At 46.8% G+C, this 14,146-nt stretch carries 11 protein-coding genes; 9 read left to right on the top strand and 2 right to left on the bottom strand.

What is annotated here, in order from left to right; all coding sequences use genetic code 11:
- Positions 1 to 122: 122 nt before the first annotated feature.
- Together PSAB_RS12845 and PSAB_RS12840 are read right to left on the bottom strand one after the other, a co-directional pair.
- The gene (locus tag PSAB_RS12845; RefSeq protein WP_025334984.1) at positions 123 to 1,049 is read right to left on the bottom strand and encodes a response regulator; all 927 of its coding nucleotides are present in this window, start codon (positions 1,047 to 1,049) and stop codon (positions 123 to 125) included.
- A 4-nt stretch (positions 1,050 to 1,053) separates the two neighbouring features.
- The gene (locus tag PSAB_RS12840) at positions 1,054 to 2,334 is read right to left on the bottom strand and encodes a sensor histidine kinase (RefSeq protein WP_025334983.1); all 1,281 of its coding nucleotides are present in this window, start codon (positions 2,332 to 2,334) and stop codon (positions 1,054 to 1,056) included.
- Between the two features lie 221 nt (positions 2,335 to 2,555).
- Between PSAB_RS12840 and PSAB_RS12835 the strand changes: the two genes are divergently transcribed.
- From PSAB_RS12835 to PSAB_RS12795, 9 genes are all read left to right on the top strand, one after another.
- The gene (locus PSAB_RS12835; RefSeq protein ID WP_025334982.1) at positions 2,556 to 3,830 is read left to right on the top strand and encodes a cation:dicarboxylate symporter family transporter; all 1,275 of its coding nucleotides are present in this window, start codon (positions 2,556 to 2,558) and stop codon (positions 3,828 to 3,830) included.
- A 26-nt stretch (positions 3,831 to 3,856) separates the two neighbouring features.
- Complete coding sequence (locus PSAB_RS12830; protein WP_025334981.1) at positions 3,857 to 5,128, top strand: Glu/Leu/Phe/Val family dehydrogenase; 1,272 nt, start codon at positions 3,857 to 3,859, stop codon at positions 5,126 to 5,128.
- A complete protein-coding gene (locus tag PSAB_RS12825) occupies positions 5,110 to 6,093 on the top strand; it encodes an aromatic acid exporter family protein (protein ID WP_025334980.1) in 984 nt (327 codons plus the stop codon). The genes PSAB_RS12830 and PSAB_RS12825 overlap by 19 nt, the downstream gene beginning before the upstream one ends.
- A gap of 143 nt (positions 6,094 to 6,236) precedes the next feature.
- Entirely contained in the window at positions 6,237 to 8,621 is a 2,385-nt protein-coding gene (locus tag PSAB_RS12820) for a polyprenyl synthetase family protein (protein WP_025334979.1), read from the top strand.
- A gap of 216 nt (positions 8,622 to 8,837) precedes the next feature.
- Positions 8,838 to 10,301 carry an FTR1 family iron permease gene (locus tag PSAB_RS12815; protein ID WP_025334978.1) on the top strand — a complete coding sequence of 488 codons (1,464 nt, stop codon included), beginning with the start codon at positions 8,838 to 8,840 and terminating at the stop codon, positions 10,299 to 10,301.
- A 21-nt stretch (positions 10,302 to 10,322) separates the two neighbouring features.
- A complete protein-coding gene (locus PSAB_RS12810; protein WP_025334977.1) occupies positions 10,323 to 11,042 on the top strand; it encodes a hypothetical protein in 720 nt (239 codons plus the stop codon).
- A 290-nt stretch (positions 11,043 to 11,332) separates the two neighbouring features.
- On the top strand, positions 11,333 to 12,811 hold the full coding sequence (locus tag PSAB_RS12805; protein ID WP_025334976.1) for an Lsa family ABC-F type ribosomal protection protein: 1,479 nt from the start codon (positions 11,333 to 11,335) through the stop codon (positions 12,809 to 12,811).
- 84 nt (positions 12,812 to 12,895) lie between these two features.
- On the top strand, positions 12,896 to 13,237 hold the full coding sequence (locus PSAB_RS12800) for a hypothetical protein (RefSeq protein ID WP_025334975.1): 342 nt from the start codon (positions 12,896 to 12,898) through the stop codon (positions 13,235 to 13,237).
- A gap of 184 nt (positions 13,238 to 13,421) precedes the next feature.
- Entirely contained in the window at positions 13,422 to 14,114 is a 693-nt protein-coding gene (locus tag PSAB_RS12795) for a CTP synthase C-terminal region-related (seleno)protein (protein WP_025334974.1), read from the top strand.
- Positions 14,115 to 14,146: the final 32 nt, after the last annotated feature.

Genomic DNA, 14,146 nt, shown 5'->3' with positions numbered 1-14,146 from the left:
TTGATTAGAGGAGTATCGCCATGAACCAAAGAAATCCGCGCTGAGCGCGGATTTTTTTTGAAAGATAAGAATTTACAGTTTCACGGTCGTACATGTCCTAATAGAGAAGGGTGGAAGTTTAATTAACTCATCGATCGTTTCGTTTCCACATAAAGCACCTGGATAAATTTTTTCGTGTTGATCCGCACCTGGGATTGGGAAGGTTCTACCTCATTTTGCAGTTCCAGCATCCGTTTGCGGATTTCAGTGAAATCGAAAAATTTCGAAGCATAATTCTCGAATTTTGGATGCGAGTAATCGGTTAAGCCGAGAGAAGCCACATGAGTAAGCGTTTGAAAAATGGCCCGGCGAACCCGCTGCTCCGAGGCTTTGATTTCCTTGTTCAGCTCAGCGGGGGATGCTCGGTGACCAAGTTTTTTTGCGGCGATGCTTGTAAAAATATCTTTAAGTGAAGGAAACGTAAAGGAAGTCTCACCCGTTTCCGAATCGAGCTGATACAGAACCTCCAGCATCTCTAACACGTCTTTGCTTCCCGCTTCCCCGATCATTCCGAGTTCTGACAGCATAAAATGGCCGGATGTCACGATCTTGTTCTCTGCGTCCGCTGTCCGTTGGATCTTTGGCGAACTTACGATCTGCAATCCTTGAATCGTTCTCTGGATATCGCTCATCGACTTTTGCAACCGCAGATGGTCCATTACTTTACGTATGATCTCCAGAATCTCCAGACGATTAATCGGTTTGGTGATATAATACTGGACCCCAAGCGAGTAGGCTTCCCCAATCATATCCTTTGATTCAATTTGCGAGAGCATAATGATTTTGCCGCTGAAATCCTGCCCAATTGCCCGAACCGTCTGGATTCCATCCCGAATCGGCATCAATAGATCAATCATCAGAATATCGACTTTCTTCAGTTCAAGCAGATCATGACTTAGATTCGAGCCGTCTTCCAGTTCGCCGACAACTTCACCAAGACCGAAGTCTTCAATGATGTCAGCCAACATGGAACGAACTCCCTCATCGTCATCTACGATAAAAAATCGCATGCTGTCATCCTTTCTGGGTTAACGGATCGATCGGAAGCAGCAGAGTAAATACCGTTTCTCCGGTTTCCGGGTCATCCTGCAATTCAATATCCCCCTGAAGCTCCGTGACGACCTCCCGAATATAGTACAGTCCCATTCCAGTAGAGGGTTTTCCCGAAATATCATACTTTGACGTGTATCCCGGTGTAAAGACCCGCTTTTTTTTCTTATCTGGAATGCCCGGCCCGTTATCGCGGACCTGAATTTCAATCTTATCGTCTGTACGGCGGGCTGAAATGGCAATGGCCCCTTCCCTGGAAATGGCTTCTACCGCATTGGCCGCCAGGTTGTTCATTAAAGATAACAGGGTGTACACATGCAGGGGAGGAAACGTATCATTCACCTTGATGTTAAATTGAATCGTTTTGCCTAAAGCTGCCGCGTATTTGTCATTCGTCCGGACAATGAGCCGCGTGATATCCGCAAGATCCATATAGTCCGCCGTTCCTTCGTCTGCGATCAGCTCGGAAAGTCCGGCGTAGATTCGCTGGTTGTCTTTTTTGATTTCATGGACCTGTCCCGAGAGGCTGAGCGCTTTCCGCGCTAAAGGGCCCAGCTCATCCAGAGAATGAACTTGCTGCAGTTGACGGTACAATTCATAGCCATCTCTAGTAATATCTTCCGCGAATTGCATCGTTTTTCTAAGCTGGACTGACTCTTCATATAAATTCGACACGAGCAGAAGAATACGTTCCTTTTCTTTGCGTTGCTGCTCTTCGCCCAAAACGGACTGGCGCAACTGAATGAGATTGAAGAAGCCGAGCACAAAAAAACTGCGAATGACCGCGATGACCAGCAGCTTGCCCAATACCGCTAAATTGATCTGGCCCATTTCATTAGTGTGCCGAACGGCGAACTCAACCAGATTGGCAAAGATTTCGGTAAAGATGCTTAGAACCCCGACCCGTACCGGCCGGTAAGGAACCTGGTTTAACCGTAGGAGCTGGAATAATGCCGCATACGCCAGGTAATAAAAGAACGCCGGAAAATGCTTCAGATACAGCGTTTCGAACGAAACATCCCCTGGAATCAAGGAATCCAACAAGACGCGGAAGGCGACAACGGCAATGCCGACCAGGAATCCGGATAAGGCAGGAGGGATTCTTTGAAGCCATAACAGGAAAAAGAAAAATATGGGAATCCCCAGGCTTACCCGAAATTCATCATGAAAAGGAAAGAATTTTAGCTCCCCGGCGAGGGGAACTACAATCAGCATAAGGACAAATGCAGCGATATTGGTTTTCAATACGAAACACTTCCAAATCTGAAAAAATGATATTTATTAGGATGGTTCATATTGTAGCATCAAATGGGCTGCTTTTATGCAATTATTAAAGATGTCAGTTTAAATTACATCATTTTATTTTGTTATTGTCCATTTTTGTAGATTTAAGTAGATACAAGTTTATGATGTGAATATCAATGTGACCTATAATAACATCTTGACGAATTGAGGAGTGTGATTCAATGAAAAGAATAGGACTTGCTTGGCAAATACTGATCGGGCTTGCATTAGGGATTACGGCAGGCGCATTGTTTTACGGAAATCCATCCATTGAAAAGTTTCTAATGCCTATTGGCGATATCTTTATCCGGCTGATCAAAATGATCGTCATTCCCATCGTCGTGTCTTCGCTTATTGTCGGCGTGGCGGGAACCGGGAGTGTTAAGCAGCTCGGCAAATTGGGCGGAAAAACGATCCTCTATTTTGAAATTGTGACGACTGTTGCCATCATCGTCGGACTGGCCGCAGCCAATCTGCTGCATCCGGGTTCGGGGGTGGATATGTCTCATCTGGCCAAAAGCGATGTTCATAAATACATGAATTCCGCGGAAGCAGTGAGCAGCCACAGCTTTGCCGACACCTTTGTCAACATCGTTCCAAGCAATATTGTCGATGCTCTCGCGAGAGGGGATATGTTGGCGATCATCTTTTTCTCAGTTATGTTTGGTCTTGGCGTTGCTGCCATTGGAGATAAAGGCAAGCCGGTGCTCCAGTTTTTCCATGGGGTCATGGAGGCCATGTTCCAACTCACGAATCAAATTATGAAATTCGCTCCGTTTGGCGTGTTTGCGCTGATCGGCGTAACCGTTTCGAAATTCGGGATCGCTTCTCTTATCCCGCTGGGTAAGCTTGTATTCGCTGTCTACTTATCCATGGCGTTCTTCATCATCGTGGTGCTCGGCATCATCGCCAAACTGTGCGGGACAAGCATTTTTACCATCATCAAGCTGCTTAAGGATGAGCTGATTCTTGCCTATTCCACTGCAAGTTCCGAGACCGTAATGCCCAAAATCATCGAGAAAATGGAAAAGTTCGGTTGTCCCAAAGCGATTACCTCTTTCGTCGTTCCCACCGGCTATTCGTTTAATCTGGACGGGTCTACGTTGTATCAGGCTCTTGCGGCTCTGTTCATTGCGCAAATGTACGGAATAGACATGCCGCTGAGCGCCCAAATCACTTTGATGCTAGTATTAATGGTCACTTCCAAGGGGATCGCAGGCGTACCGGGCGTCTCGTTTGTGGTTCTCCTTGCAACGCTTGGTTCGGTCGGGATTCCGCCGGAAGGACTGGCCTTTATTGCCGGTATCGACCGGATTATGGATATGGCGCGGACCGTCGTTAATGTGCTGGGCAATAGCTTGGCCACCGTGGCCATTTCCAAATGGGAAGGTAAATTTGACGCCGAGAAAGCGAAGAAATATTTGAAGTCCAGACAATCCGCCCAAGACGCCGCCTAAATTGAAGGAGGTAAAGGAGAACCGTGATGAGTACACAAATCCTTGAGAAAACGAGAGAACCCCAAGAAGGCGTACTTCAAAGAACACAGCAAGTCATTCAGCAGGCCCTTCAAATCATGGGCTGCGATGAATCTTGTTACGATCTATTAAAGGAGCCCCTTCGAATATTAACGGTTCGCATTCCTGTCAAAATGGATAACGGGCAGATTAAAGTGTTTACCGGGTATCGCGCTCAGCATAATGATGCGGTCGGCCCGACCAAAGGCGGTGTCCGGTTTCATCCCGACGTCACGGAAGAGGAAGTCAAAGCGCTCTCCATGTGGATGAGCATGAAATGCGGCATCACCAATCTGCCGTACGGTGGCGGCAAAGGCGGTGTGAGGTGCGATCCGCGGTCGATGTCTCCCCGGGAGCTCGAGATGTTAAGCCGCGGGTATGTGCGAGCAGTCAGCCAGATTGTCGGTCCGACGAAAGATATCCCGGCTCCTGACGTCTATACCAATTCTCAAGTGATGGCCTGGATGATGGATGAATACAGCAGGATTCGTGAATTCGACTCTCCCGGCTTCATTACCGGCAAGCCTCTGGTACTCGGTGGATCGCAAGGAAGAGAATCGTCGACAGCACTTGGTGTAACCATCGTTCTTAAGGAAGCTTGCAAAGTTCTCGGAATCGAGGTTAAACATTCGAAGGTGATCATCCAGGGATTTGGAAACGCAGGCAGCTTCCTGGCCAAATTTCTGTATGATGCCGGGGCAACAATTGTCGGAATTTCCGATGCTTATGGAGCCTTGTACGATCCGAATGGACTGGATATTGATGATTTGCTGGACAAACGGGACTCCTTTGGAACGGTTACACATTTATTCCAAAGCCGGATCACCAATGAAGAATTATTGGTTCAGTCATGTGATATTTTAATTCCTGCCGCAATTGAGAATCAGATTACCGAAACCAACGCGGAACATATCCAGGCAAAAATCGTCATCGAGGCGGCGAATGGGCCGACAACGGCGCATGCCACGAAAGTGCTGAGCGATAGAGGGATTTTGATCGTTCCGGACGTTTTGGCGAGTGCGGGAGGAGTCGTCGTATCCTATTTTGAGTGGGTACAGAACAATCAGGGGTACTATTGGGAGGAGGAAGAGATCATCCACAAGCTGCAGAACATTCTGATTTCCTCATTCTATTCGATTTACGAGACTTCGCGGAAAGAGAAGGTCGATATGAGATTGGCTGCTTATATCGTCGGGTTGAAGAAAATGGTGGATGCGGCGAAATGGAGAGGGTGGATATAAACAGCGGAATTCATCGGTTAAAATGGAGGCTGCCCACGCTAAAAATCGGGCTGCGGACACTTAAAACGGCGGTAGGCGTCAGCCTGTCCGTCATGGTGTCCCAACTGCTGCACCTGCAGTATTTTTCTTCGTCCGGCATCCTTACGCTTTTGTGCATTCAGAAATCGCGCCGCAAATCCATACAAGCGGCGGTAAGCCGTTTTTTCGCTTGTATACTTGGCATGTTTTTCGCGACCGGCGTCTTTTTCATCTTTGGTTATTTTCCCTATTCGTTTCTGATTCTAATGCTGATCTTTATCCCGTTATGCGTTCGGCTTCGGATTCAGGAGGGGATTGCCAGCAGCTCAGTCATTGTGATGCATGTCTATATGCATAAGGAAGCATCGCTTGCGTTTTTTGCCAACGAGTTTCTCGTCATTCTGGTAGGCCTCGGTACAGCGCTGATCATCAACGCGTATATGCCGAACATCGAGCGGCAGCTGAATCGCTGCAAGGACGAGGTCGAGCTGCTGTTCCAGGCTCAATTGCAGGAAATCGCCGCTTATTTGAAGGATGGAAATAGACCTTGTGATGTCAAGGCCATGCAGCGGCTTTCGGAAGTGTTCAAGAGGGCTAAGTCGCTGGTGCTGCTCTATAACGAGAACCATATTCTTGGCAAGGACGAACTCTATTCTCCCTATTTTGAGAAGCGAGAACAGCAGTATGACGCGCTTGCCCGGATGATGCCTTACGTATCCCGGATTACCGTTCAGATGGAGCAGCGGGAGAGAATCGGCGAATTCCTGCTCACTCTGAGCAATAGTCTCCGCCAGTCCGGATGGAGTCCGGGTCTACATGAGGATTTATGTAAAATAAGACAGTATCACAAGCTTCTCCCCATGCCGGAGTCCCGCAAGGAATTTGAAGACCGTGCAAGCTTGTTCGTCGTCGCCAATGAATTGGAGCTTTTACTAAAAGCTATTTAGCAATATATAGAGGCATGTTTGTGTCCCGGTTCCCCCGGCATAAACATGCCTTTTTATTTTGGTAACCAAAAAATTTTTTTCCCGTATTTAAAAGTATGACCATGCGCCGATTTAACTAAATAGAAGCAGAGGAATGTAACCTTATGAGTGTTGAATTTACAAATTATTCCGATACAAGGTATCGGCTCGCTGAGCAGAAGGCTGCTCAGTATTTTTCATCTCTACACGGGCAGGTGAAGGAGAAGACGTATGTCCCTGTCCTGACCGAAGACATTGAAGTCTGGAAACGAAAACATGTGCGTCATCGTTCCTGGTGGACCTATTTTTCTCGCGGAAAGCAAAAGCCGGACACCCGGGATTATCACCGCTATATCGGTTGGCTGAATTATACGGGCAAACTCGACGATTATCTGGATCGCAGCGTATCCTACATTTACATGAGAGATCTTGGCAAAGCCATGGATTCTCCCGGCACGAAGGCCCGGATTCGTCAGGTGGTTACCGGCATCAAAACCCATTTGCTTCATTCCACCGGAACAAACCGGGAAGAACAGCCCGATTTTCTGAGCCTGGCCGGATTTTACCGATGGGCACAGAAGGAAGGCGTTGAGACCGCCGCGATTTGGGTGATCGACAAGCTGGGGAATGTCTCTGTCCATATTCCGAAAGAGCTGAATGCCGAGCAAGCCCAGCGTAAACTGATCAAGATTATTCTCGGGGTTGTTCTGCATGTGATAGAAGAAATGGGGGAGGAGACGCCGCCTGCGGAACGTTCAAGGAGACTGGATGAAGCCATCCGGCTAGGGTATTCCTACGGTCTGACCTATCCTTTTATTGACGATCTGCTCGATTCCCAGCTCTTGACCGCCGGAGAGAAAGAACGGTATTCCCGGATGATCCGAACCGCGCTTCTCACCGGAATCGTGCCGGAGCTTGGCGGGTGGACCGGCGAAAATGTTGAATTCATTCGATACGTCCATTCCGAGCTCCGGGATGCTTTTGAATATATTAAGGGCCTTCAGCGACCGGAGACCGTAAGCACGTTTTTTGAGCAGTCGTATGTGTTCTTTCAATCTCAGGATATCGACCGCGATAAGGACCTGAACTGCGCCAATTACACCAATGAAGAGCTGTATATCCCCGTCATCTTAAAATCCGCATCCTCCCGGCTGATCGTCCGTTCCGTAATCCATGCTGAAGTGGATGAAGGCTTTGATCATCGCACGTTTTACTATGGTATCTACAACCAGCTGGCCGACGACTTTGCGGATATGTTCGACGATATGGAGGGCGGCGCGGTAACACCCTATACGTATTATTTAAAGTACCGTAACCAGCGCCAGGATCTGGTCAACCCTTACGAATTATACTGGACGGTCATCTGCCATCTGATTCATAACGTCTTCCGCTCTGACGCCAAGACCCGTGAGGTGATCCTGGATCGTGCCATCAATGGCCTGAAACGCTGCAAAGAACGCTTGGGCGATGACAAGTATAACGAAATCATGGACATATTTGCTTCCGGCAATCTCGAATTCCATCATCTCGTGGGTCAGATGGTCCGAAAGGCTGAGGACGTGGATTTCTTCGATAAGCTGCTGCGGGATCAGATGAATGCCTTTTTGAAAAAAGACCGGCAGGAAAAGGAAGATTTTCAGGCTACAGTTAGGACAGTCCGCGATCAGATCAACAGTCTGCTGCCCATAGGGCAGAATAACGAGACTCAGCCGATGAAAGATACGCTCACCGATGCTGCGAATTACAGTCTTGAAGGGGACGGGAAGCGATTGCGTCCGATTTTGACCTGGGTTATGGGCGTTAACGAATATGGACTGAACCCTTCGGCCATCGCGCCCCTGCTGAGATCGCTTGAATACATGCATACCGCATCCCTGATCTTCGACGATCTGCCGTCCCAGGATAATGCGTCAACCCGCAGAGGACGTTCAACCCTGCATGAGGTGTATGACAGCGCAACAGCGGAATTAACCGGCCTGTTTCTGATTCAGAGGGCGATCAAAGAACAAGCGTCGCTTGACCGGTTCGATGCGAAGGCCGTGCTTGCCTTGATGCATTATTCGGCGGGGAAGGCGGAAGAAATCTGCAGGGGACAGGCGATGGATCTGCAATCCAAAGGCAAAGCATTGACGCTTGCAGAATTGAACATGCTGTGTTTTTACAAAACCGGAGCTGCCTTTGAAGCCTCGCTGGTGATGCCGGCTATTCTTGCTCAAGTGGAAGATGATGAAATCGCGGGTTTGAAGAAGTTCGCGTATCATGCGGGTATTGCCTTTCAAATTAAGGATGATTTGCTTGATGTGGAAGGCGACCGGCAAGTACTCGGCAAACCTACCCGCAAGGATTTGGATAACAACAGTTCGACCTTTGTATCCGTCCTCGGACTGGATGGCGCCAGAAAAGAGATGTGGGAGCACTACTGCTTGGCGGTTGAAGCTTTGAGAGAGGTGCCCCGGAATACCGATTTTCTGAAGCATTTGCTGGATTATTTGGTGAACCGGGACCGTTAAAATCAAATAATAGATGAAGCTGGACAGGATGCTACTCCAAAGCGGGTAGTTCCTGTCCTTTTTATCATGGAGGCCATATACGTATGAGGTGAGACTAGAGGATAATATTTATCTTCAACGGGGATTGACCTGAGAAACATTCTCAAGTAAACTGAAGCGAGATCGGTAATAATAATCATTCTCAATATGAAAATATTAATGAAAGGAGGCTAACCGTTGCGTAAATTAAGAATAATAACGTTGTTAATTCCGCTTCTAATTGTCCTGGTATTCCTGCCAAAGCAAGTGGCTGCTGCGAGTCAAGGCGTGGAAAATATGAAGCAAGCCAAGAATAAAATTGCTCAAGCGATAGATTTAGCCAAACAGGATCTAAGCAAAGCGAAGCCAGTCTACGAGCAATTTCACGATCAATGGATGGACGAAGAGGACAGTGTTAAATCAGACTCCTTGGCCGCCTATAAAGACATCGAGACTCAAATGGGTCAAGTTGAATATGAGCTGTTGGTAAATAAGCAAGATGAAGCCATCACGGCACTGGTGAGCTTGCAGCAAGTGCTCGACAAGTACACAAACGGTCAATTTGCAAATGTCGAAAATGTAAAGGAAGCGGATATCACGCTTGCCGGATTCGTAAGCCTCCTGGAGCAAACTAAAAATGCTGTTCAACAGCAAGACCAGGTTTCATCGCTTAACGCGATAAGCAAGGTACGGGAGAGTTGGCTAAGTGTGGAGGGGAACGTGGTCGCCCAGTCTTCAACGGTTTACAGTAATACAGAGCGTGATATGGTTGTCGCAAACGCAATGATTACTGATCATAAGTATGAAGATGCAGCAAGTCTTTTGACTGATATGATTACATACCTTACCCCTCTCTCACAAAAATCAACCTATACACTTTGGGATGCGGCAATGATTCCAATCCGTGAGGGGCTGGAGGCTCTGCTTGTGGTTGGTGCTCTTCTTGCCTATGTGAAAAAATCGAAAGATCAAAAAGGCAAGTTGTGGATTTGGGTTGGCGTTATGGTTGGGCTTATTGTCAGTGCGGCGCTTGCCGTTATTGTCAAATATGTATTTTCTTCCGGGGCATTTGGAAATAACAACTTCCTGATTGGAGGGTGGACCGGCGTATTTGCGGCTGTAATGCTGCTTTATATGAGTTACTGGCTGCATAGTAAATCAAATTTAGAGCAGTGGAATACGTATATCCAGGAAAAAACGCAAACGGCGTTAAGCACCGGTAATATCGTATCTCTTGGTATCCTGACCTTTCTGGCGGTGTTCCGCGAGGGAACCGAAACGGTTCTATTCATTATTGGCATGGCTAATCAAATCAGCGCTCAGCAGCTTTTACTCGGGATAATGGTTGGGTTCGGTGTCCTAGGTGTTGTCGCCTTTATCATGCTGTATATCGGTGCAAAGCTTCCGATCCGGCCATTCTTCCTTACTTCAAGCTTAATCGTTCTTTATCTCTGCATAAAATTTGCCGGTCTAGGCATCAATAGTCTGCAGCTAGCGGGTGCGATCCCGACGACAAATAGTTCGGTGCTTCCCAGCATTAGGTTCCTTGCTTTCTTCCCTTCCTGGGAGAGTGCAATTCCGCAAATCCTGATCATTGCCGTGGCCATCATTGTCGTGGTAAGGGGCAAAATAAAAAGTTCAACTCGTACAGCCAATACTTAATATCATCCGGGGGTCGTAAAAATGAAGAAGCAAGTTGTGTTTTCCGTTGTTGCATTAACTGTATGTGCTACAGTTCTCTCCGCCTGCGGCACAAAATCAAACGAGGAGGGAGTCTCCTCGGCACAAGAAAAATCAGCAACCGAGGTATCGGTGAAAGATGGGACGGCGGAACTGCTTTCGACTGCAAAACAATTGAAAGAGGCCGCTGATAGCGGCGATCAAGTGAAAATAAAAGAAGTGGGACCTGAGCTTGAAGAAGTATGGGCCACATTTGAGGATGGGGTAAAACCGAAATACCCGGACTTCTATGACCAAATAGAGAAAAGTCTTAACCCGGCTGTTGCCGCAACAAAAGCAGCGACGATTGATAAAGAAGCGGTATTGAAAATTGATGAACAACTTATTCAAACGCTGTTTGAACTTTCCGCCAAGCTGATTCCTGCAGAAGAGGTCAAAGCCGGTGCAAACCAAATGCTGACGACTACCGGACAAATTAAAAATGAAATAGCGGCTGGCAATGATGCTAAAGTGAAAGAACTTGCTCAAACCTTAGAAGATACCTGGAAAACGTTTGAAGATGGCGTACCGCCGCATAGTACCGAGCTTTATGAAGCGATTGAAGAGAGTCTGAATCCGGAAGTCGCCGGCTCGCAAAAGAGTCCAATCGATAAACAGGTCCTGACTGGGCTTAACGATCAGTTGACAAAAGCTTTGAGCGAGCTGGTTCAACATTTGAATTAATAGTGTTGAAATTAAAAAATGGTTATGGTAATATACACCTAATTTAATGAATGGAGCTGAAAAGGATAATGTAATAACTTTCTTGCTTAAGAATGGAAAACAATCAAGCGAACTTTTTTCGCGTGTTTTTATTCTTTATTTATGCAAGAAAGTTACCAGACCTTTTCAGCTCGGACGATATCCCTTTTCCTGACCCGTAACGGGCTGGATTTGCTGTATCTATTTGAGCTGCGAGAAAGGTACTTTCTTGCAGCTTTTTCTATTTTTTTTGGATACAGGGGGATGATTCCATGTCATTAATTAATGTTACGAACCTGACGTTTGCCTATGATGGCAGCTACGATAACCTATTCGAGAACGTAAGCTTTCAAATCGATACCGATTGGAAACTGGGCTTTACGGGAAGAAACGGGAGAGGGAAGACCACTTTTCTGAACCTGCTGCTCGGTAAATATGAGTATAGCGGAACCATTTCGGCGAATGTTAATTTTGAATATTTTCCGTTCCAAGTCGAGAACAAGGAGAATCTTACCTATGATGTCATTGAGGAGATTGTTCCGGACTATCTTCACTGGAAATTACAGCGTGAGCTTTCATTGCTGAACGTATCGGAGGATGTGCTGTACCGGCCGTTTGATTCACTGTCGAACGGAGAACAGACGAAGGTGCTGCTGGCTGCACTATTTTTGAAGGAGCACAGCTTTCTGTTAATTGATGAACCTACGAACCACCTGGACATGGACGCAAGAAGGATTGTCAGTGATTATCTGAGCAGCAAAAGCGGGTTTATTCTGGTGTCTCACGACCGGTCGTTCCTGGATAACAGCGTGGACCACATTCTTGCCATCAACAAGACCAACATTGAAATTCATAAGGGCAATTTCTCGGACTGGTGGGAAAATAAACAAAGACAGGATCGCTTCGAGCTAGCAGAGAACGACAAGCTGCGAAAAGATATTAAACGCTTATCGGATTCGGCCAAACGAACGGGCGGCTGGTCCGACGAGGTTGAAAAAACGAAAAACGGCACAAGAAATTCCGGTTCCAAGGTAGATAAAGGGTACATCGGCCACAAGGCTGCCAAAATGATGAAACGCTCCAAAACGATGGAGCACAGACAGCAATCGGCGCTGGAGGAGAAGTCCAAGCTTCTTAAAAATGTGGAAAGCTCTGACAGCCTGAAGATGTCACAGCTTGTCTATCATAAAAGCCGGCTTGTCGAGCTTGACAAGGTATCGATATACTACGGCGAGAAGCGGGTATGCCAGGATATTAGTTTTACGATTGAGCAGGGTGAACGAATCGCGCTTTCAGGGAAGAACGGCTCCGGAAAATCCAGCCTTCTCAAACTGATTTGTGGCGAGGAACTAAGCTATACGGGTACGTTCCGAAAGGGAAGCCAGCTTAAAATATCCTATGTTTCACAGGATACCTCCCATTTACAGGGTGATTTATCGGATTACGCCAGAACCCACGGGATTGATGAAAGCCTGTTTAAATCGATTTTAAGAAAGCTTGATTTTTCGAGAAATCAGTTTGAAAAGGATATATCCGCATACAGCGGCGGCCAAAAGAAGAAGGTGCTCATTGCCAAAAGTCTTTGCGAACACGCTCATTTGCATATTTGGGACGAACCGCTGAATTTCATTGATGTGATCTCCCGCATGCAAATTGAAGAGCTGCTGCTTGAACATTCGCCGACCCTTCTTTTTGTGGAGCATGACCGGGAATTTTGCAACAATATTGCCACAAAAGTGATTGAGCTGTAACGTCATTCTACGCTCATGGATTGCGCGCCGCAGCGCCAAGTGATATTTTGTTAAAAACCATACTTGGTAATGGAGGCGAATGATGTGATCAATAAAGAGGAGTTAGACCGCTACTATACCCTTTCCGGCAATCGAAAGATGCTGTCCCGGCAGTTCGAAGAGGCTCTTCCGAGGTTTCATTCGCATGCGGAGGGCAGGGAATATCTGAAATCGCTGTTTGGCGAAGATTTGGTATACCTGGGATCGCAAGAAGACGAAGACGACGATCAAATCGTATACTGTTACACCATTGTCCATGACCGCTCCAGTTGGGAAGAGGGCAGGCGGAAGATGAAAGAGACCGGATATGCGAGTGGATCGGACTTCCTTCATTCGTCCCAGGATATTCAGATCTATGAGAACGGGCGGATTTGGCTGGTTTATTAAAAAAGGAAGAACCCTACGAACACTATCGCGTCCAGAATTTCCCTTGGCAGACCGCGCTCCCTGGTACAAACATGTCAACGTTACTGCCCACGAGCAGGGCGTAAACTTTATCCCTTGGGAAATTCCGGACAAATGGGTCGAGGATCTGCGCCGAACTTTCCGCGGACGAAGGTGAGGTTTCCATATGAAGATTGGTATTGTTGGCGATTATAATCCGGGCTATCCTTCACAGCAGGCCACAAATGAAGCATTAACCCATTCCATTAAGAAAAATAAAGCCCCAATGGAGTATGACTGGATTCCAACAGCATCTATTCCTGAACAGCTAGATACGATCAAAAAGAACTATAAAGGTTTCTGGATCGCTCCGGGTGTTCCTGAATCTGTAAGCGGAGTATTACAAATTATTAATTATGCCCGTGAACATAACATTCCATTAATAGGAACTTGCGGCGGATTCCAAAATATAATCCTCGAGTATGCTAAAAACAAATTAAGGATAGATGATGCTGATCATGAAGAACGAAACCCGAATGCTTCTAGTCTGGTGATCAGTAAACTTACTTGTTCATTGGTTGGTCAAAAAGGGGAAATCCATATCAAGAGTCCTTCAATGGTTTCTAACATGTATCAAAAACAAACGGTAATCGAACAATTCAGATGCAGTTACGGGCTAAACCCGGAATATGAAGCACCGATTCATGAAGCGGGATTAAGCATTGTAGGCACTGATATTGAAGGAAGGCCAAGAATTGTCGAACTACAAGGACATCCATTCTTTATCGGAACGCTATTTGTTCCCCAATTGAGTTCCACAGAAGAGAATCCGCATTGTCTGATCGATTCATTCATTCGGTTATTTCATTCCGGAAGGTGAAGGAGGAAATAAATAATGATTATAGGAACGAC

This window comes from Paenibacillus sabinae T27 (genome assembly GCF_000612505.1).
Lineage (GTDB): Bacteria > Bacillota > Bacilli > Paenibacillales > Paenibacillaceae > Paenibacillus_AQ > Paenibacillus_AQ sabinae.
The sequence above is the reverse complement of the archived record's forward strand: the minus strand, read 5'-3'. Positions and strand labels throughout refer to the sequence as shown.

Coding starts and splice junctions, on each gene's coding strand:
- PSAB_RS12795 (WP_025334974.1), top strand. CDS start 13,422: ATGAAGATTGGTATTGTTGGCGATTATAATCCGGGCTATCCTTCACAG.
- PSAB_RS12820 (WP_025334979.1), top strand. CDS start 6,237: ATGAGTGTTGAATTTACAAATTATTCCGATACAAGGTATCGGCTCGCT.
- PSAB_RS12825 (WP_025334980.1), top strand. CDS start 5,110: ATGGAGAGGGTGGATATAAACAGCGGAATTCATCGGTTAAAATGGAGG.
- PSAB_RS12835 (WP_025334982.1), top strand. CDS start 2,556: ATGAAAAGAATAGGACTTGCTTGGCAAATACTGATCGGGCTTGCATTA.
- PSAB_RS12810 (WP_025334977.1), top strand. CDS start 10,323: ATGAAGAAGCAAGTTGTGTTTTCCGTTGTTGCATTAACTGTATGTGCT.
- PSAB_RS12845 (WP_025334984.1), bottom strand. CDS start 1,049: ATGCGATTTTTTATCGTAGATGACGATGAGGGAGTTCGTTCCATGTTG.
- PSAB_RS12830 (WP_025334981.1), top strand. CDS start 3,857: ATGAGTACACAAATCCTTGAGAAAACGAGAGAACCCCAAGAAGGCGTA.
- PSAB_RS12805 (WP_025334976.1), top strand. CDS start 11,333: ATGTCATTAATTAATGTTACGAACCTGACGTTTGCCTATGATGGCAGC.